The organism is Enterobacter cloacae complex sp. 342H5, from assembly GCF_050030905.1.
Classification (GTDB): Bacteria; Pseudomonadota; Gammaproteobacteria; order Enterobacterales; family Enterobacteriaceae; genus Enterobacter; species Enterobacter intestinihominis.
In genome coordinates this window covers 2,893,430-2,912,251 of record NZ_JBLGVB010000001.1, presented here as the reverse complement: position 1 = coordinate 2,912,251, position 18,822 = coordinate 2,893,430, and the positions used below count along the sequence as shown (strand labels likewise).

Sequence of the window (18,822 nt, the reverse complement as noted above, 5' to 3'; positions counted from 1 at the left end):
CTATTATAATCGATCTAAGATAGAATTTACACATTCTGCTCGCTCAATAATAATGTTATATGACAGGAGTATGTAATGTCCAAGCAACAGATCGGCGTTGTCGGTATGGCAGTGATGGGGCGCAACCTGGCGCTCAACATCGAAAGCCGTGGTTATACCGTCTCCGTTTTCAACCGCTCCCGTGATAAGACCGAAGAAGTTATCGCTGAGAATCCAGGCAAGAAACTGGTTCCATTCTATACGGTTAAAGAGTTCGTTGAGTCTCTGGAAACACCTCGTCGGATCCTGTTAATGGTGAAAGCGGGCGCAGGTACCGATGCAGCCATCGACTCCCTGAAGCCGTATCTGGATAAAGGCGACATCATCATTGATGGTGGTAACACCTTCTTCCACGATACCATCCGTCGTAACCGTGAACTGTCTGCTGAAGGCTTCAACTTTATTGGCACCGGCGTATCTGGCGGTGAAGAGGGTGCTTTGAAAGGTCCATCTATCATGCCTGGCGGCCAGAAAGAAGCGTACGAACTGGTAGCGCCTATTCTGACCAAAATCGCAGCCGTTGCTGAAGACGGTGAGCCATGCGTGACCTATATCGGTCCTGACGGTGCTGGCCACTATGTGAAGATGGTGCACAACGGCATCGAATACGGTGATATGCAGCTGATAGCCGAAGCTTACTCCCTGCTGAAAGGCGGCCTGAACCTCTCTAACGAAGAACTCGCTGAGACCTTTACCGAGTGGAACAAAGGCGAGCTTAACAGCTACCTGATTGACATCACCAAAGATATCTTCACTAAGAAAGATGAAGAGGGTAAATACCTGGTCGATGTGATTCTGGATGAAGCGGCGAACAAAGGTACCGGTAAATGGACCAGCCAGAGCTCTCTTGATCTGGGCGAGCCGCTGTCTCTAATCACCGAATCCGTATTCGCGCGTTATATCTCTTCTCTTAAGGAGCAGCGCGTTGCGGCATCTAAGGTGCTGTCCGGCCCGCAGGCAAAACCAGCCGGCGACAAAGCTGAATTCGTTGAAAAAGTACGTCGTGCACTGTACCTGGGTAAAATCGTTTCTTACGCGCAGGGCTTCTCTCAGCTGCGTGCAGCTTCAGACGAAAACAACTGGGATCTGAACTACGGTGAGATCGCGAAGATTTTCCGTGCTGGCTGTATCATTCGCGCACAGTTCCTGCAAAAAATCACCGATGCCTATGCAGAAAATGCAGGTATCGCAAACCTTCTGCTGGCTCCTTACTTCAAGCAAATTGCAGATGAATATCAGCAGGCGCTGCGTGATGTGGTTGCGTACGCGGTGCAGAATGGTATCCCAGTTCCTACCTTCTCCGCTGCGGTGGCGTACTACGACAGCTATCGTGCTGCCGTTCTGCCAGCGAACCTGATTCAGGCACAGCGTGACTACTTCGGTGCGCATACCTATAAGCGTACGGATAAAGAAGGTGTGTTCCACACCGAATGGCTGGATTGAGTTAATACAGCTGCGGTGAACATAACCCGGAGATATCTCCGGGTTTTTTTACGTTAAAAAATGACGTTTTTTTTCGAAGTTGTCTGAATGTCGGCCCGCTCGCGGGGATTAGTCCTGGTTTGCCTTGACAGTTCTGTCAGGCTGAAGGTACAAAGCCCAACAGTCTATTTCGCGATGGTCTGACGATCATCTCTACAATTAACTCAAAGAAGTCATAAGCGAATGAAAATAACTATCTCCGGAACTGGTTACGTTGGCCTCTCAAACGGTATATTGATTGCCCAGAATCATGAAGTGGTTGCGCTGGATATCGTTCAGGCCAAAGTGGACATGCTGAACCAGAAGCAGTCTCCTATTGTTGACAAAGAGATTCAGGATTATCTTTCGAATAAATCACTTAATTTCCGTGCTACTACCGACAAAGAAGATGCGTATCGTGATGCGGATTACGTCATCATCGCCACGCCAACCGACTACGATCCGAAAACCAACTACTTCAACACCTCTACCGTTGAGGCAGTTATTAAAGACGTTGTAGCGATCAATCCTAACGCCGTAATGGTTATCAAATCGACCATTCCAGTAGGCTTCACCAAATCTATTAAAGAAGAGTTGGGTATTGATAATGTCTTCTTCTCGCCTGAGTTTCTCCGCGAGGGCAGGGCGTTATACGATAACCTGCATCCATCACGCATCGTGATCGGTGAGCGTTCCGAGCGTGCGGAGCGTTTTGCGGCGCTGCTTCAGGAAGGCGCCATCAAGCAAGATATTCCGGTTCTGTTCACCGACTCCACTGAAGCGGAGGCGATTAAGCTTTTCGCTAACACCTATCTGGCAATGCGCGTGGCTTACTTCAACGAGCTGGACAGCTATGCAGAGAGCTTAGGCCTGAACACCCGTCAGATCATTGAAGGCGTGTGCCTCGACCCGCGTATCGGCAACCACTACAATAACCCGTCATTCGGTTACGGCGGCTACTGTCTGCCAAAAGACACTAAGCAGCTGCTGGCAAACTATCAGGCGGTGCCAAATAACCTGATTTCCGCAATTGTGGATGCTAACCGTACGCGTAAAGACTTCATCTCGGATTCAATCCTGGCGCGCCAGCCGAAAGTGGTCGGGGTGTATCGACTGATCATGAAGAGCGGTTCGGATAACTTCCGCGCCTCTTCCATTCAGGGGATCATGAAGCGTATTAAGGCAAAAGGCGTACAGGTCATCATTTATGAACCGGCCATGCAGGAAGACGAGTTCTTCCATTCACGTGTGATCCGCGATCTGGATGCATTTAAGAAAGAAGCGGACGTAATTATCTCCAACCGTATGGCGGAAGAGCTGGCGGACGTAAAAGATAAAGTCTATACCCGTGACCTATTCGGTAGTGACTGATTGCTAACTGTCGCGCATAAAAAACCCGGCATCTTGCCGGGTTTTCTGTTTTTAAACCTTATAGAAACTACGGTACCAGTCGACGAAGTTTTTCACGCCTTCTTTGACTGAGGTTTGTGGTTTAAACCCAATGACGTCATACAGCGCTTTGGTGTCCGCACTGGTCTCCAGCACGTCCCCCGGCTGGATCGGCATCATATTTTTCACCGCTTCCTTGCCCAGTGCCTCTTCAAGCGCGGTGATGTAATCCATCAGTTCGACAGGTGAACTGTTGCCGATGTTATACACGCGATACGGGGCAGAGCTGGTTGCTGGCGAACCGGTTTCGACTGTCCAGTCGGCATCGGCCTGAGGAATGACGTCCTGTAGGCGAATAATCGCCTCCGCAATATCATCGATATAGGTGAAGTCGCGCTTCATCTTTCCGTAGTTGTATACGTCGATGCTGTTGCCTTCAATCATGGCTTTGGTGAATTTAAACAGCGCCATGTCCGGGCGTCCCCATGGGCCATAGACGGTAAAGAAGCGCAGGCCAGTGGTCGGCAGGTTGTACAGATGCGAATAGGTATGCGACATCAGCTCATTGGCTTTTTTGGTTGCCGCATACAGGGAAACCGGATGGTCTACGGAGTCGTCAGTAGAAAACGGCATCTTACGGTTGAGGCCGTATACAGAGCTGGATGAAGCATACAGAAGATGCTGAACCTTGTTGTGGCGACAGCCTTCCAGCACGTTCAGGTGACCTACCAGGTTAGCATCTGCGTAGGCATGCGGGTTTTCCAGCGAGTAACGCACGCCCGCCTGTGCGGCAAGATGGATCACGCGGTCAAAGTTCTCATTGGCGAAGAGCGCAGCCATGCCCTCGCGGTCCGCTAAGTCCAGCTTGTGGAAGGTGAAACTCCCGGATTTGAGCAGTTCGAGGCGAGCGAGCTTGAGGTTAGGGTCATAGTAATCATTCAGATTATCAATCCCAACAACTTCATGCCCTGCATCAAGCAGGCGCTTGCTGACATGAGAACCGATAAAGCCCGCCGCGCCCGTTACCAGAAATTTCATAGCTTCCCTCATTCACAGTGTTCTTGTTGATGTCCCAGGACATCAGAATCCGTCTATGATAGCGCGTTGCTCTTCACATACATAACCCATCTTTCCGATATAACTCATCGGATTCTTATAGAATTTTCTACAACAAGAGATACACTATGGAAACAAGATTATTTTTGCCCTTTTTCATCTGTTAGGGATTGTATGACGCAGAACAACGATAGCCTGGTCAATCGCAGCAATGACCCGGAGCAAATTGATTTACTTGATTTAGTAGTACAACTATGGCGCGGTAAGTGGGTAATTGGAGCGTTTATTGCTGCTTTTATTGTTCTCGCTGTTGCATACATCACTGTTGCTAAAGAAAAATGGACTTCATCCGCCATCATTTCCCAGCCTGATGCGGCGCAAATTGCCACCTATGCAAACGCGTTGAACATCCTTTATGGCGGTGCCGCACCTTCTATGTTGGACATTCAGAATCGCGCCATTGGCCGTTTCAACTCTTCCTTCTCCGCATTAGCGCAGGCGCTTGATAATCAGGAAGATTCGGAGAAACTTACTATCGAACCGACCGTGAAAGGCCAGGCATTACCCTTAACCGTTAGCTATCAGGGTGAATCGGCTGAGGCTGCACAGAAGCAACTGGCGCAGTATATTCAGCAGATCGATGAGCAGACGGCTAAAGAACTGGCGCTTGACCTAAGAGACAACCTCAAGCAGCAGATTACTACATTGAACGATTCCCTCAAAAATGAGGAGAAAGTCGTACAGGAGCAAAAAGATCTGCGTATCAAGCAGATTTCAGAGGCGCTTAAAAACGCAGAAGCCGCAAAAATTAGCACACCGCAGCTTCAGCAAACTCAGGATGTGACCCAGGAAACGATGTTTCTGTTAGGTACTGTTGCCCTCAAATCAATGGTTGATAACGAAGCATCTCGCCCGCTGGTGTTCTCTGGCTCTTACTATCAGACCAAAAAGAATTTACTGGATATTCAGAATCTCAACGTTAATCCTGATACCATTCATGTCTATCGTTACGTTATGAAACCGGACCTTCCTTTCCGCCGTGATAGCCCTAAAAAGGCTGTAACCCTCATCCTCGCGATACTGCTTGGTGGTGTTATTGGTTCTGCTGTCGTCCTTGGCCGCAATGCGCTGAGAAACTACAAACCAAGAGCCTGATTTACAAACAAAAAAGACCGGGTCGCCCCTAATGCCGATCTTTTAAGGATCGGTTGACCGATCCAGTGGCTGGTGTAAAAAGGGTTCATGTCTCTTCATGGACCCTTTTAAAATGGAACTTTCTCAGGCTCCCGGTAATATACATCTCACCGCACCGGAACGTGCCTGTTCCCTTTCCGAACTCATCCACGCAGACCTTATCCGGGAAGCCTTCAGGCTGACCGATACTGTGACGCTCCGTAAACGTAAACTCCCATCGAATCAATTGCATGGCTTGTTGTCGGCATGTCTGTTTTCTGTGACAGGCCGATGACCGATATTGTTAATCTCATGGATATCACTGGCCGTTCGGGCGCGCCATTCACCGCACGAAGCGCCGTTATCCAGCGCCGCAAAAAGCTCGGCGAGGGGGCTGTCCGGGAGCTTTTTGATATCACGCAGCAATACTGGAACCACCAGGTGTCACACCCGCAATGGCACGGACTTTACCTGTTTGCGATGGATGGTGTGGTCTGGAGAACGTCTGATACGCGGGAGAACAGCGAAGCGTTCAGCAAACACGGCAACCAGCACAGCGAAGGCAACTATCCGCAGGTGCGCATGGTCTGTCTAATGGAGCTCAGCAGCCATCTGATTAACGCCAGCGCTTTCGACAGTGAGAGCGTCAGCGAAATGCGTCTGGCGGCACAGTTAACGGACCGGGTACCGGACAACAGTATCCCCCTGTTCGACAAGGGATATTACTCCCCGGGGCTGCTGCATCACTGGCAGCACGCCGAATAGAACCGGCACTGGCTGCTGCCCCTGATAAAGAATACGGAGTATAAGGTCGTGTGCCGTCTGGGGCGGGGTGACGAGCGGGTGAAGCTGAAAACGAGCCCGCAGGCCCGGAAACAATGGCCGGGACTGCCGGAAGAGGTCGCTGCCAGACTTCTGAGCCGGAAAGTGGACGGAAAGGAGAGGAAAGTCCTCACGTCTCTGGAAGACCCCTGTCGTTATACGGCGGGTGCGCTGAGCGAGCTGTACCGTCACCGTACGAACAGGCGAGATGGCTGGTATTACCGGGAAGACGGGAGCGAAGTTACCCGAGAGAGCTCAGGGTGAAGGGCAAGAAATACCCGGATAAAAAAACTGCTGGTCACCTTAAGTGACCAGCATTAGAGTCTCCCCGGTTTTTTTTTATTTATGTCGTTTCCGCAAATTCTCAATCACCGTCGTTAAATCCAGCTCCTGATCCTGAAGCAGCACCAGCAGGTGATACATCAAATCCGACGCTTCGTTCGCCAGTTCCTCCCGATCATGCACGGTGGCCGCCAGCGCCGTTTCAACGCCTTCTTCACCCACTTTCTGCGCAATCCGTTTGGTGCCGCTGGCGTACAGCTTCGCCGTGTATGAGCTCTCGGGATCCGCTGATTTACGCTCTGCCAGCAGCTGTTCCAGCTGATAGAGGAACAGCCACTGGTGGCTCGCCTCGCCGAAGCAGCTGCTGGTGCCTTTGTGGCAGGTCGGCCCAATCGGGTTGACCAGCACCAGCAGGGTGTCGTTGTCGCAGTCTGGCGTAATGCTGACCACGTTCAGGAAGTGATCCGAGGTTTCCCCTTTCGTCCACAGACGCTGCTTGGTGCGCGAGAAAAACGTCACCTTGCCGCTGTCGAGCGTTTTTGCCAGTGCCTCCTGGTTCATGTATCCCAGCATCAGCACTTCGCCTGAAACGGCATGCTGTACAACCACCGGCAGTAATCCGTCAGTTTTTTCCCAGTCCAGCTGCGCCTGTTGTTGCTCTGTTAACATACCCTGATCTCCACGCCCTGGTCGGCCAGGTACGTTTTTAACTCACCAATATTGATAATCTGTTTGTGGAACACGGAAGCGGCCAGCGCGCCGTCTACGTTCGCATCGCGGAAGGCTTCAAGGAAGTGTTCCATGGTGCCCGCGCCGCCGGAGGCAATCAGCGGAACCTGGCAGACCGCGCGCACTTTTTTCAGCTGCTCCAGGTCGTAACCGTTACGAACGCCGTCCTGGTTCATCATGTTCAGCACGATTTCACCCGCACCGCGTTTTTGCACTTCCTGCACCCAGTCCAGCGTCTCCCATTGGGTGATGCGCGTGCGGCTTTCATCGCCGGTGTACTGGTTAACGTGATATTTTCCCGTTGCGGCATCAAACCAGGTGTCGATCCCCACGACAATGCACTGCACGCCAAAGCGATCCGCCAGACGCGTAATCAGCTCCGGATCTGCGAGCGCAGGGGAGTTAATGGAAATTTTGTCCGCACCGAAAGAGAGAATTCTCGCCGCATCGTCAGCAGATTTAATCCCGCCCGCCACGCAGAAGGGTATATCAATCACCTCTGCCACGCGCGCCACCCAGCTTTTGTCCACCACACGGCCATCGCTGGAGGCGGTGATATCGTAAAATACCAGTTCGTCTGCGCCTTCCTCGGCATAGCGTTTTGCCAGCGGAACGATGTCGCCAATGATCTCGTGGTTGCGGAACTGCACGCCTTTTACAACCTGACCATCACGCACGTCCAGGCAGGGAATTATCCGTTTTGCCAGCATTGAATCGCCTCCTTCACTGTAAATTTGCCTTCCAGCAGCGCGCGACCCACGATCACGCCGCGTACACCGGTTCCGCGCAGAGCGGCGATATCCGCCAGGTCGCCGATACCGCCAGAAGACTGGAACGCTACCTGCGGATAACGCGCGCAAACCTCTTCATACAGCGAGACGTTAGAGCCTGCGAGCGTACCATCGCGTGAAATATCCGTGCACAGCACATGCTTTAGCCCTACGGGGAGATACATCTCAACCAGCTCTTCCAGCGTCACGCCGGAGTTTTCCTGCCAGCCGCTGACCGCGACCTGCTTGTTACCCTGTTCGTCAATGCGCACATCCAGCGCCAGCACCAGCGCATCCGCGCCGAAGCGGCGGAACCAGCCCTTGACCGTCTCAGGATCTTTCACAGCGGTCGAACCGACTACCACGCGCGCCACGCCCGCGTCCAGTAAGGCGGCAACATCGGCTTCCGTACGCACGCCGCCGCCCACCTGCACCGGGACGTCCACGCCAGCCACCAGTGTTTTAAGCAGTGGGATCTGGCGTTTGGCCGGATCTTTCGCACCGGTCAGATCGACCAGGTGCAACACCTCAGCGCCCTCGGCGGCGTAGGCCTGTAACCGCGGCAGCGGGTCGTTGCCGTAGTCGCGCTGCTGTCCGTAATCGCCCTGGTGGAGACGAACAACCGTGCCGTCAATTAAATCTAAAGCGGGAATTATCATCACATCTCCAGGAAATTTTTCAGCAGTTGCGCACCGGCGGCGCCGGAGCGTTCCGGGTGAAACTGCACGCCGTAAAAGTTATCTTTCTGCACAGCGGCGGTGAACGCCTCGCCGTAATTGCACTGGGCGATGGTGTAGGTATTCACGGGCATGGCGTAGCTGTGGACGAAGTAGAAGTACGCGCCGTCTTCGATTCCCTGGAACAGCCTGTTGCCCGCCTTCGGATAAACGCGGTTCCAGCCCATGTGCGGCAGCGGCAGGCCGTGGTCGGTCATTTTCGGCACGTCTTCTTCTATAATGCCCAGCAGATCGACGCCGTTGCTCTCTTCGCTGCGGCGGCCAAGCAGCTGCATGCCGAGGCAAATGCCCAGCACCGGTTGAGTACAGGCTTTGATGAGTTCAACCAGCTCGCGCTCGTGGATCTGATCCATCGCCGCCTGGGCGGTGCCTACACCCGGCAGAAAGAGTTTATCCGCGCGCAGCACCACGTCCGGGTCGCGGCTCACTACCGGCTCGTAGCCGTGGCGCATAATCGCCGACTGTACGGAGTTCAGGTTGGCGCATCCGGTGTCCAGAATCACCACGTTCATTACAGCACTCCTTTCGACGAGGGAAGGGCGTCACCTTCCACGCGGATCGCCTGGCGCAGGGTACGGCCAAAGGCTTTGAACAGGCTCTCGACGCGGTGGTGATCGTTTTTGCCTTTGGTTTTCAGGTGCAGCGTCAGGCCCATGGTGTAAGAAAGTGAGCGGAAGAAGTGCTCCACCATCTCGGTGCTGAGATCGCCCACGCGCTGGTAGGTGAAGTCGGCTTTATATTCCAGGTGCGGACGCCCGGAGATATCCATCGCGCAGCGCGCCAGGCACTCGTCCATCGGCAGAACAAAGCCGAAGCGGTTGATGCCGCGCTTGTCGCCGAGCGCCAGCTTCAGGGCTTCGCCCAACGCCAGGCCGGTATCTTCCACGGTGTGGTGATCGTCGATATACAGGTCGCCCTTAACGGCGATCTCCATGCGGAAGCCGCCGTGAGTGGCGATTTGATCCAGCATATGGTCGAAGAAACCGACGCCGGTGTGGATCTTGCTGCCGCCTTCACGATCGAGCCAGACCTTCACGTCGATCTGCGTCTCTTTGGTGTTGCGTTCTACGTGAGAATAGCGGTCGCGTCTGGTGAGCTGCTCGCTAATCATCGCCCAGTTTAGCGTGTCGCGGTTATAGCGCAGACCCGCAATGCCCATATTTTCGGCCAGCGTGATGTCCGTGAGGCGATCGCCAATCACATAGCTGTTCGCTTTATCCAGCGCCTCTTCGGCCAGATAACGCTCAACAAGCTTCACTTTTGGCTTGCGGCAGTCGCACTCGTCGGCAGGCATGTGCGGGCAGATCAGCACCTCGTCGAAGGCGATGCCCTGCGAGGTCAGCACCTGCATCATCAGGTTGTGCGGGCCGTCAAAGTCCGCCTGCGGGAAGCTGTCTGTGCCCAGACCGTCCTGGTTGGTGATCATCACCAGCTTATAGCCTGCTTTCTGAAGCTTCAGCAGCACCGGGATCACGTCGGGTTCAAAGGCCAGCTTGTCGAAACGATCGACCTGAAAATCGCTGGGTGGCTCCGAGATGATGGTGCCGTCACGATCGATAAAGAGATACTTCTGACTCATACTTTCTCCGCTTTCAGGGCGTCAATCACGCGCTGGCTCTCCGCGCGGGTGCCGACGGTAATACGCAGGCAGCCGCTCAGGGTAGGTTGTTTATTCTGGTCTCGTAAGATAATGCCCTGATCCCACAACGATTTAAATATCGCGCTTGAGGCGGTGAAGCGCACCAGGATGTAGTTGGTCTCCGAGTCGAACACTTGCTCCACGCACGGAATCGTTTTCAGGGCATCGACTAGATACTGACGCTCCTCCAGGATCTGCGCCACACGCTCGCGCATCGCGCTGATGCCCTGCGGGGCCAGTGCCTGTGCCGCAATATCGGCAACCGGCGTTGAGAGCGGATACGGGGCGATCACTTTTAGCAGCAGGTCGATAACCGCTTTATTTGCCAGCGTAAAACCGCAGCGAAGACCGGCGAGAGCGAACGCTTTGGACAGAGTGCGCAGCACAACGAGATGCGGATACTCTTCAATCCAGCCTGCCAGCGTCGCCTGCGGGCAGAACTCAATGTAGGCTTCGTCGGCCACAACCAGCGCTTTGCCGCGCGTCATTTCCAGCAGGGAACGGATATCCTGCGGATTGATAATCTGCCCGGTGGGGTTGTTCGGGCTACAGACAAACACCACCTTCACGCCGTCGAGGTTATCGGCGATGCCCTGCAAATCCAGCTGCCAGTTGTCGAGCGCCTGTACGTTGCGGCAAGCCACGCCAAAGGTTTCGGCGCTGACGCTGTACATCCCGTAGGTGGGCTGGCAGTACATCACCGCGTCTTTACCCGGCTCGCAGAAGGCGCGGATCAGCAGCTCAATCCCTTCATCCGCCCCACGGCTGACCAGCACCTGCTCAGGCTTCATGCCTGCATACTGCGCATAGTTCTCGATCACCGCTTTCGGCTGACACTCCGGGTAGCGGTTCAGCGTCTGCTGCGAGAGCTCAAAGGCCACCGCCGTGGGGTATTCGTTGGCATTCAGCCAGACGTCGCCGTTCCCGCCCAGACGACGCGCAGACTGATAGGGCGTCAGGCGACGGACATTTTCGCGGGCTAATTCTTCGATGTTCATGCTTGCTCCTTCAGGGCGGCAACGCGCAGCGTCACGGCATTTTTGTGGGCAGTCAGGCGCTCGGCGGCGGCCAGGGTTTCAATGGTCGACGCCAGCGAGGCAAATCCCTCGCGAGAGAGTTCCTGCACGGTCATGCGCTTCTGGAAATCCGCCAGCCCCAGGCTGGAGCAGGTTGAGGTATAGCCATACGTGGGCAGCACGTGGTTGGTGCCGGAGGCGTAATCCCCGGCGGATTCCGGTGACCAGTCCCCGAGGAACACCGAGCCTGCGCTGGTTATGCTGTCGACCAGATCGCGCGCGTTGCGGGTCTGAATAATCAGGTGCTCAGGACCGTACTGGTTGGAGATGGCGATGCACTGGTCGATATCGCGAGCCACAATCAGTCGGCTGGCCGATAGCGCCTGACGTGCCGTTTCCGCACGCGGCAGGTCGGCAAGCTGACGCTCAACGGCCACGCCCACGCGTTTTGCCATGTCGGCATCTGGCGTCAGTAAAATCACCTGCGAGTCAGGGCCGTGCTCGGCCTGCGAGAGCAGGTCAGAGGCCACGAAATCCGGTGTAGCGCCGCTGTCGGCAATCACCAGCACTTCAGACGGACCGGCAGGCATATCAATCGCCGCGCCGTCCAGACGCTGACTGACCTGGCGCTTCGCTTCGGTAACGTATGCGTTGCCCGGGCCAAAGATTTTGTCGACTTTGGGAACAGACTCCGTTCCGACCGCCAGGGCGGAAATCGCCTGCGCGCCGCCCACTTTATAGATCGCCTGCACGCCGCACAGCTTCGCCGCATACAGGATCTCATCGGCGATCGGAGGCGGAGAGCAGAGCACCACCTTCTGACAACCGGCAATACGTGCCGGAGTGGCCAGCATCAGGACGGTCGAAAACAGCGGGGCAGAGCCGCCAGGAATATAGAGGCCAACGGACGCCACCGGGCGCGTCACCTGCTGGCAGCGCACGCCGGGCAGGGTTTCCACATCCACCGCCTGCAATTTCTGCGCGGTGTGGAAGGTATCAATATTTTTCACCGCGACGGCCATCGCCTGTTTGATCTCATCCCCAAGGCGGCTTTCCGCCCCGGCGATCTCCTGTGCGGTGACCTGTAACGCGTCGACCTCAGTTTTATCAAACTTCGCGCTGTACTCACGCAGCGCGTCGTCTCCGCGGGCTTTGACGTTATCGAGGATCTCCGCCACGGTGCGGGTGATGCTCTCCGAGGCGGAAATTGCCGGGCGCATCAGCAGCTCACGCTGTTGCGCGTCGCTACAGGTATTCCAGTCGATGATTGTGTTAAAGCTCATGGTCGTTACTCCATCATCTTCTCAATTGGCAGCACCAGAATAGAACTCGCGCCCAGCGCCTTCAGTTTTTCCATCGTTTCCCAGAACAGGGTTTCGCTGCTGACCATGTGCATCGCCACGCGCTGCTGGTCGCCCGCCAGCGGCAGAATGGTTGGGCGCTCAGCACCTGGCAGCAGGGCAATCACTTCGTCCAGGCGCTCGGTAGGCGCGTGCATCATGATGTATTTGGATTCACGCGCCTGAATCACGCCCTGAATACGGGTCAGCAGCTTGTCGATGAGCTGCTGTTTGGCATCGGCCATCTCGCCGTCGCGCTGGATAAGGCACGCTTTGGAGCGGTAGATCACCTCCACTTCGCGCAGGCCGTTGGCTTCCAGCGTGGCGCCGGTGGAGACGAGGTCACAGATGGCATCGGCCAGGCCCGCGCGTGGCGCCACTTCAACAGAGCCATTCAGCAGACAAGATTTAAACTGCACGCCTTTTTGATCGAGGTAACGCTTCAGCAGGTGAGGGTAAGAGGTGGCGATACGTTTGCCGTTCAGCGCGGCCGGGCCATCCCAGGCTTCATCAACCGGCGTGGCCAGCGACAGGCGGCAGCCGCCGAAGTCCAGACGACGCAGGGTAAAGTAGCGCGGATCTTCGCCCTGCGCGCGGCGGGTTAATAACTCTTCTTCCAGTACGTTTTCGCCGATGATGCCGAGATCAACGACGCCATCCATCACCAGGCCCGGAATATCGTCATCACGTACGCGCAGAATGTCGATCGGCATATTTTCAGCCAGGGCGATCAGGCGCTGGGTGTGCAGGTTGATTTTAATCCCGCAGCGGGCCAGCAGTTCGCGTGAATCATCGCTTAAACGGCCTGATTTTTGAATAGCTATGCGTAAACGTGAGTTATCTAACATTCTGTGTTCCTCGTTAACCTGTTTTAACCTGTCTGAATGCGGTCCAAAAAAAAGCCCCCGGAAGAAGATCTTCCGGGGGCTTTTTCATGCGTTCATGCACCACTGGAAGATCCAAACGTCTTCCAGCACACATCGCCTGAAAGACTAGTCAGGATGATGGTGATGATGGTGGTTTTTAAAAGGAACGCGTGTCATATAAATTCTCGTTGAATGCTTATGCATTTGATGTCTTTTAACCTAAACCAGTTGTACGCCATAAAGCAAGGGCTTTTTTTGATCATTAATTCATTTCATATTGATGGTATGAATTGTGCGTTCCATAAGGCTGGCGTAGCCTTATAACAGGCGTCGTTAAGCGGAGAATGTCATGAAAAAGGTCGCGATTGTCGGATTAGGGTGGTTAGGAATGCCACTGGCGATGTCATTAGCCGCAAAAGGCTGGCAGGTGACAGGGAGTAAGACCACGCGGGACGGGGTTGAGGCGGCGCGCATGTGCGGCATTGATGGTGTCGAGCTGCGTCTCGAACCCGAGCTTATCTGCGATACCGACGAGCTGGATGAACTGATGAATGTGGACGCGCTGGTCATTACCTTACCGGCGCGGCGCAGCGGGCCGGGCGAGACGTTTTACCTGCAGGCGGTGCAGGAGATTGTCGACAGCGCCCTGGCGCACCATATTCCGCGTATCATTTTCACCAGCTCGACCTCCGTCTATGGCGATATCGACGGTACGGCGAAAGAAAACACCGAGCGCCGTCCGGTAACCGCCAGCGGACGGGTACTGAAAGAGCTGGAAGACTGGCTGCACAATCTGCCTGGCACGCAGGTGGATATTTTACGCCTCGCCGGGCTGGTGGGGCCGGGGCGTCATCCGGGACGCTTCTTTGCCGGTAAATCCGCGCCGGATGGTCAGCACGGCGTTAACCTTGTACACCTTGAAGATGTTATCGGTGCAATAGAGCTGCTTTTACAGGCTCCGAAAGGGGGGCACATCTATAATATATGTGCGCCTTCGCATCCGCCACGCAGCACCTTTTATCCGCTGATGGCGCGCCAGCTGGGTCTGGCGCCGCCGGTGTTCAGTGAGGCGCAGGGGGGGCGTAAAGGCAAAATTATTGATGGCAATCGTATTTGCCATGAACTGGGATTTGAGTATCAGTATCCCGATCCGCTGGTTATGCCCATGGAATAATTGCGCCGGCGGAGGCCATCGCACACCGCAAGGGGGCGAAGATGAAACCGCTGCTGGATGTTCTTGTTATTCTGGATGCGCTGGAAAAAGAGGGGAGCTTTGCCGCCGCCTCGGCGAAGCTCTATAAAACCCCTTCGGCTCTGAGCTACACCGTGCAAAAGCTCGAGAGCGATCTTAATATTCAAATTCTTGACCGCACCGGGCATCGCGCGCGTTTCACCCGTACTGGGCAGATGCTGCTGGAAAAAGGGCGTGACGTGCTGCATACGGTTCGCGACCTGGAAAAACAGGCCGTCAAACTTCATCAGGGCTGGGAAAATGAGCTGGTGATTGGGGTTGATGATACTTTCCCTTTTTCGCTGCTTACCCCGCTTATTGAGGCGTTCTATCAGCGCCATAGCGTCACGCGGCTGGTTTTTATCAACGGCGTGCTGGGCGGCTCGTGGGACGCCTTAACGCAGGGCAGGGCGGATATCATCGTTGGAGCGCTGCATGAGCCTCCTCAACTGAGTGAATTTGGTTTCGCCCGGCTGGGCGTTCTGGAGCAGATCTTTGCCGTTGCGCCTCACCACCCGCTGGCGAATGAACCGGAGCCTGTTTCAAGACGCGTCATTAAAAACCATCGCGCCATTGTGGTGGGAGACATCTCCCGCCCCGAGTGCGGCATTTCATCGCAGCTTCTGGATGAGCAGGAGGCCATCACCGTTTTTGATTTTAAAACCAAGCTGGAACTGCAAATAAGCGGCCTGGGGTGCGGCTACCTTCCCCGTTATTTAGCACAGCGCTTTATTGAAAGCGGCGCGCTGGTGGAAAAACAGGTTTTAGCGCAGAGCAGTAACGAATCGGTATGGGTGGGCTGGAATGAACAGACCGCCGGGCTTGCCAGCGCCTGGTGGCGAGACGAAATTTTAGCAAATAGTGCTATCGCCACAGTTTACACTCAGGCAGATGATGGGAAATCAACCAGTTAGTAAAATTAATTTATGGGCAGGTTTCTCAATGTATTGCCTTTTGTATCTGGAATAGGGCAAAATGCCGCCGCTGCAAACAAATGAATAATCGACGATATAAAAGGCGTCGGTTATTTTTTTTTGCATGTACGAAACGAAACTAAAAACCAAGAGGCCGGGCTTCGTACCGGATAGATATTTACTAAAATCCGACAGTTGTTGTCGCTGAGGAAGAAAGAAATGGGGCAATTTTTCGCTTACGTGGCGGTTATCACCGTAAAGGAGAATAACTATGTCGCATAACGCAACTCCAAACACCTCTCGCGTGGAATTACGTAAAACGCTTACGTTGATTCCGGTTGTTATGATGGGCCTTGCCTATATGCAACCGATGACGCTGTTCGATACATTCGGTATCGTATCAGGCCTTACTGACGGTCACGTTGCAACGGCGTACGCCTTTGCACTGGTCGCCATTCTCTTTACAGCGCTGAGCTACGGTAAACTGGTTCGCCGTTTCCCGTCCGCTGGCTCTGCGTACACCTATGCTCAGAAATCCATTAGCCCGGCTGTTGGCTTTATGGTGGGCTGGTCATCACTGCTGGACTACCTGTTCATGCCGATGATCAACATTCTGCTGGCAAAAATTTACTTCGAAGCGCTGGTACCTTCCGTACCGTCGTGGATCTTCGTTGTGGCGCTGGTGGCCTTTATGACCATCTCTAACCTGCGCAGCATCAAGACCGTGGCTAACTTCAACACCCTGATCGTGATCCTTCAGATGGGGATTGTTGCGGTTATCGTTGGGCTGATCATCTACGGCGTTTCCCACGGTGAAGGCGCAGGTACGCTGACCAGCACCCGTCCGTTCTGGTCTGAAGGTGCGCACGTTGTGCCGATGATCACCGGGGCGACTATCCTGTGCTTCTCGTTCCTGGGCTTCGACGGTATCTCTTCTCTGTCTGAAGAGACCAAAGACGCTGAGCGCGTGATCCCGAAAGCGATTTTCCTGACCGCGCTGATTGGCGGCCTGATCTTCATCGGTGCGTCTTATTTCTTACAGCTGTACTTCCCGGATATCTCTCGCTTTAAAGATCCGGATGCATCGCAGCCTGAAATCATGCTGTACGTGGCGGGTAAAACCTTCCAGTGGGGCGTGCTGATCTTCTCCAGCGTCACCGTACTGGCATCCGGTATGGCAGCGCACGCGGGCGTTTCTCGTCTGATGTACGTGATGGGCCGTGACGGTGTGTTCCCAACTCGCTTCTTTGGTTACGTGCATCCGAAATGGCGTACCCCGGCGTGGAACGTGCTGCTGGTGGGCGCGATTGCCCTGCTGGCAATCAAGTTCGACCTGGTAACGGCCACTGCGCTGATTAACTTTGGTGCGCTGGTGGCGTTCACCTTCGTTAACCTCTCCGTGATTTCGCAGTTCTGGATCCGTGAGAAGCGCAACAAGACGCTGAAGGACCACATCAACTATCTGGTGCTGCCAGTGTGTGGTGCCCTGACGGTGGGCGCCCTGTGGATCAACCTGGAAGAGAGCTCAATGGTTCTGGGTCTGATCTGGGGTGCAATCGGTCTGATTTACCTGGCTTGCGTAACGAAGAGCTTCCGCAACCCGGTTCCTCAGTACGAAGACGTCGCGTAAGACTGTGTCGGGTGGCGGCTTCGCCTTACCCGACCTACGGACTTCTACACTGTAGGCCCGCGTAAGCGAAGCGCCACCGGGCAAAAAAAAAAGCCGGAGACATCGCCTCCGGCTTTTTTGTACCCGCTACTCAGACAATCTCTTGCGCGTACTGGAACAGCGCTTTCAGCAGCGCCTGTTTCTCAGCATTCCCTTCATACTGGCCGTAAAGCATCTCCAGCTCCTGGGCATAGCTATTAAGAAACTCCGGTGTAAACACGTTGCGCCGATGCTGTAACCAGCGCTCCTGCTCTGCTTCATCCAGCGAGCCGGGATAGTTGCGCGCACGGTAGTTAAACATCAGCTTCTCAATACGCTTATCTGCGAAGGTGATATCCAGCGCGGGCAGGTTACGCGGGTCGGTTTGCAGCACGATGTTCATCGCCGCGCGATCGGCATCGCTAAAGAAGCCGTTATAAAGCTGCGCATCCACATTCTCAGACGGCACGAACGGCTCTGCTTCGGCAAAAATGGCGACGACTTTCTCGCGCACCTGCGGGTTGTCGCGCAGCACTTTCAGGTTATCGAGGCAGTGCTGACGGTTAATCCCCAGCCGGTCGGCGTCTTCCGGGCGCAGCGTGTTGGCCTGCGCAAGCACCGGGCATTTATTGATGTGCACCAGTTTTACCGGTACGGCTGGCAGGTCACCCAGCGCCTCTTTCGGCGTATAGAGCCGTTCACGTAAGGTGTCGCTGTCGAGCTCAAGCAGCGGCGAGATATCCCCGGCAAGATCCACCATGATGACGGCGTTACGGTTGTCCGGATGCCAGGCAAGCGGCGCCACCCAGCTTGTGTTCCCGCGCCACGCGCCAAACATCCCTGAAATGTGCACCAGCGGTTTCATCTGCGGCACGTCAATCAGCGTCATCAGCTTTTGCTTGCTGCGATGGCTCAGCAGATACTCAAACAGGCGCGGCTGCGCGGTTTTTACGAGCTTCGCCATAGCGATGGTCGCGTAGACGTCTGCCATCGCGTCGTGGGCGTTGCTGTGCTCGATGCCGTTGGCCCGCGTCAGGTGCTCGAGCCTGAAGCTCGGCAAGCCGTCGTCGTTCTCCGGCCAGTTAATCCCCTCCGGGCGCAGCGCATAGCAGGCGCGCATGATATCCAGCAAATCCCAGCGCGAATTGCGGTTCTGCCAGCTCCAGGCATAGGGATCGTAGAAGTTGCGGTAGAAGATATTGCGCGTCACTTCATCGTCAAAACGGATGTTGTTGTAACCCACCACGCAGGTATTGGGCACCGTGAACAGGTCGTGGATGCGACGGGCAAATTCTGCTTCGCTAACGCCTTTATCCCGCGCTTCCTGAGGCGTGATGCCCGTCACCATCACCGCGCCTGGCTGCGGCAGATAGTCATCGGCGGGCTTGCAGTAAAACACCTCGGGTTCGCCGATAACGTTAAATTCGTCATCGGTTCGGATAGCCGCAAACTGCGCCGGTCGGTCCAGCGCCGGATGGGTACCAAAGGTTTCGTAATCGTGGAACAAAAAAGTCGGGCGCGCGGCAGAGTCAGACACCAGTAATCTCATCCTGTTAAAAATTGACGTCTCTATGGTAAACGATTGGGGTGAGCAGTCCGAATAAAAAGCACCTTCAGGCAAGAAATTTGCGAGATTTGTTCCGAAAAAATCTGCGTGCTGTCACATTTTTTTGCAATTAAGGCAGGTAACGACATCAGAACTCCCGTAAA

Annotated in this window: 18 protein-coding genes, 1 pseudogene and 1 other annotated feature; of the genes and pseudogenes, 8 read left to right on the top strand and 11 right to left on the bottom strand. The window is 54.8% G+C overall.

Annotated elements, in window-relative coordinates:
* Positions 1–75 precede the first annotated feature (75 nt).
* Positions 76–1,482 carry an NADP-dependent phosphogluconate dehydrogenase gene (gene gndA, locus ACQG03_RS13960; RefSeq protein ID WP_006811221.1) on the top strand — a complete coding sequence of 469 codons (1,407 nt, stop codon included), beginning with the start codon at positions 76–78 and terminating at the stop codon, positions 1,480–1,482.
* Positions 1,483–1,704: 222 nt separating this feature from the next.
* Positions 1,705–2,871: a UDP-glucose 6-dehydrogenase gene (ugd, locus tag ACQG03_RS13955; protein ID WP_032623973.1), complete on the top strand. Its 1,167-nt coding sequence runs from the start codon at positions 1,705–1,707 to the stop codon at positions 2,869–2,871.
* A 51-nt stretch (positions 2,872–2,922) separates the two neighbouring features.
* On the opposite strand, the gene ACQG03_RS13950 is transcribed toward ugd, so the two are convergent.
* Positions 2,923–3,927, bottom strand: a complete 1,005-nt coding sequence (locus ACQG03_RS13950) for an NAD-dependent epimerase (RefSeq protein WP_032623974.1) — start codon at positions 3,925–3,927, stop codon at positions 2,923–2,925.
* Between the two features lie 192 nt (positions 3,928–4,119).
* On the opposite strand from ACQG03_RS13950, the gene wzzB reads away from it, so the two are divergent.
* The gene (gene wzzB, locus ACQG03_RS13945; protein ID WP_032623976.1) at positions 4,120–5,100 is read left to right on the top strand and encodes an LPS O-antigen chain length determinant protein WzzB; all 981 of its coding nucleotides are present in this window, start codon (positions 4,120–4,122) and stop codon (positions 5,098–5,100) included.
* Between the two features lie 112 nt (positions 5,101–5,212).
* Positions 5,213–6,168: pseudogene (locus ACQG03_RS13940) on the top strand (IS4 family transposase); the annotation flags it as partial.
* Positions 6,169–6,279: 111 nt separating this feature from the next.
* On the opposite strand, the gene hisIE reads toward ACQG03_RS13940, so the two are convergent.
* From hisIE to hisL, 9 genes are all read right to left on the bottom strand, one after another.
* The gene (gene hisIE / locus ACQG03_RS13935; protein WP_063162900.1) at positions 6,280–6,891 is read right to left on the bottom strand and encodes a bifunctional phosphoribosyl-AMP cyclohydrolase/phosphoribosyl-ATP diphosphatase HisIE; all 612 of its coding nucleotides are present in this window, start codon (positions 6,889–6,891) and stop codon (positions 6,280–6,282) included.
* Positions 6,885–7,661, bottom strand: a complete 777-nt coding sequence (gene hisF, locus ACQG03_RS13930) for an imidazole glycerol phosphate synthase subunit HisF (RefSeq protein WP_063162901.1) — start codon at positions 7,659–7,661, stop codon at positions 6,885–6,887. The genes hisIE and hisF overlap by 7 nt, the downstream gene beginning before the upstream one ends.
* Entirely contained in the window at positions 7,643–8,380 is a 738-nt protein-coding gene (gene hisA / locus ACQG03_RS13925; RefSeq protein ID WP_023300528.1) for a 1-(5-phosphoribosyl)-5-[(5-phosphoribosylamino)methylideneamino]imidazole-4-carboxamide isomerase, read from the bottom strand. The genes hisF and hisA overlap by 19 nt, the downstream gene beginning before the upstream one ends.
* Positions 8,380–8,970: an imidazole glycerol phosphate synthase subunit HisH gene (hisH, locus tag ACQG03_RS13920; protein ID WP_023300527.1), complete on the bottom strand. Its 591-nt coding sequence runs from the start codon at positions 8,968–8,970 to the stop codon at positions 8,380–8,382. Before hisH ends, hisA begins: the two co-directional genes overlap by 1 nt.
* On the bottom strand, positions 8,970–10,037 hold the full coding sequence (gene hisB / locus ACQG03_RS13915) for a bifunctional histidinol-phosphatase/imidazoleglycerol-phosphate dehydratase HisB (RefSeq protein WP_038416352.1): 1,068 nt from the start codon (positions 10,035–10,037) through the stop codon (positions 8,970–8,972). The genes hisH and hisB overlap by 1 nt, the downstream gene beginning before the upstream one ends.
* Positions 10,034–11,095 carry a histidinol-phosphate transaminase gene (gene hisC / locus ACQG03_RS13910; protein WP_063162902.1) on the bottom strand — a complete coding sequence of 354 codons (1,062 nt, stop codon included), beginning with the start codon at positions 11,093–11,095 and terminating at the stop codon, positions 10,034–10,036. The genes hisB and hisC overlap by 4 nt, the downstream gene beginning before the upstream one ends.
* Positions 11,092–12,396: a histidinol dehydrogenase gene (gene hisD, locus ACQG03_RS13905; protein ID WP_063162903.1), complete on the bottom strand. Its 1,305-nt coding sequence runs from the start codon at positions 12,394–12,396 to the stop codon at positions 11,092–11,094. Before hisD ends, hisC begins: the two co-directional genes overlap by 4 nt.
* Before the next feature lie 5 nt (positions 12,397–12,401).
* Positions 12,402–13,301: an ATP phosphoribosyltransferase gene (hisG, locus tag ACQG03_RS13900; protein WP_000886595.1), complete on the bottom strand. Its 900-nt coding sequence runs from the start codon at positions 13,299–13,301 to the stop codon at positions 12,402–12,404.
* Positions 13,302–13,346: 45 nt separating this feature from the next.
* Positions 13,347–13,470 (bottom strand) — a sequence feature (His leader region).
* A complete protein-coding gene (gene hisL / locus ACQG03_RS13895) occupies positions 13,446–13,496 on the bottom strand; it encodes a his operon leader peptide (protein ID WP_099516347.1) in 51 nt (16 codons plus the stop codon). It overlaps the preceding feature by 25 nt.
* Before the next feature lie 172 nt (positions 13,497–13,668).
* Here hisL and ACQG03_RS13890 point away from each other — a divergent pair, with 172 nt between their 5' ends.
* The 4 genes from ACQG03_RS13890 to ACQG03_RS13875 all read left to right on the top strand — a co-directional run bounded on the left by ACQG03_RS13890 (position 13,669) and on the right by ACQG03_RS13875 (position 17,094).
* Positions 13,669–14,493 (top strand): SDR family oxidoreductase, encoded by an 825-nt coding sequence (locus tag ACQG03_RS13890; protein ID WP_063162904.1) that lies wholly within the window; start codon positions 13,669–13,671, stop codon positions 14,491–14,493.
* 41 nt (positions 14,494–14,534) lie between these two features.
* Entirely contained in the window at positions 14,535–15,464 is a 930-nt protein-coding gene (locus tag ACQG03_RS13885) for a LysR substrate-binding domain-containing protein (protein WP_063162905.1), read from the top strand.
* Between the two features lie 219 nt (positions 15,465–15,683).
* Positions 15,684–15,746 (top strand): membrane protein YoeI, encoded by a 63-nt coding sequence (yoeI, locus tag ACQG03_RS13880; protein WP_099458931.1) that lies wholly within the window; start codon positions 15,684–15,686, stop codon positions 15,744–15,746.
* Positions 15,736–17,094 carry an APC family permease gene (locus tag ACQG03_RS13875; RefSeq protein WP_022648602.1) on the top strand — a complete coding sequence of 453 codons (1,359 nt, stop codon included), beginning with the start codon at positions 15,736–15,738 and terminating at the stop codon, positions 17,092–17,094. The genes yoeI and ACQG03_RS13875 overlap by 11 nt, the downstream gene beginning before the upstream one ends.
* Before the next feature lie 130 nt (positions 17,095–17,224).
* On the opposite strand, the gene sbcB is transcribed toward ACQG03_RS13875, so the two are convergent.
* On the bottom strand, positions 17,225–18,661 hold the full coding sequence (gene sbcB / locus ACQG03_RS13870; RefSeq protein ID WP_373602579.1) for an exodeoxyribonuclease I: 1,437 nt from the start codon (positions 18,659–18,661) through the stop codon (positions 17,225–17,227).
* Positions 18,662–18,822 lie beyond the last annotated feature (161 nt).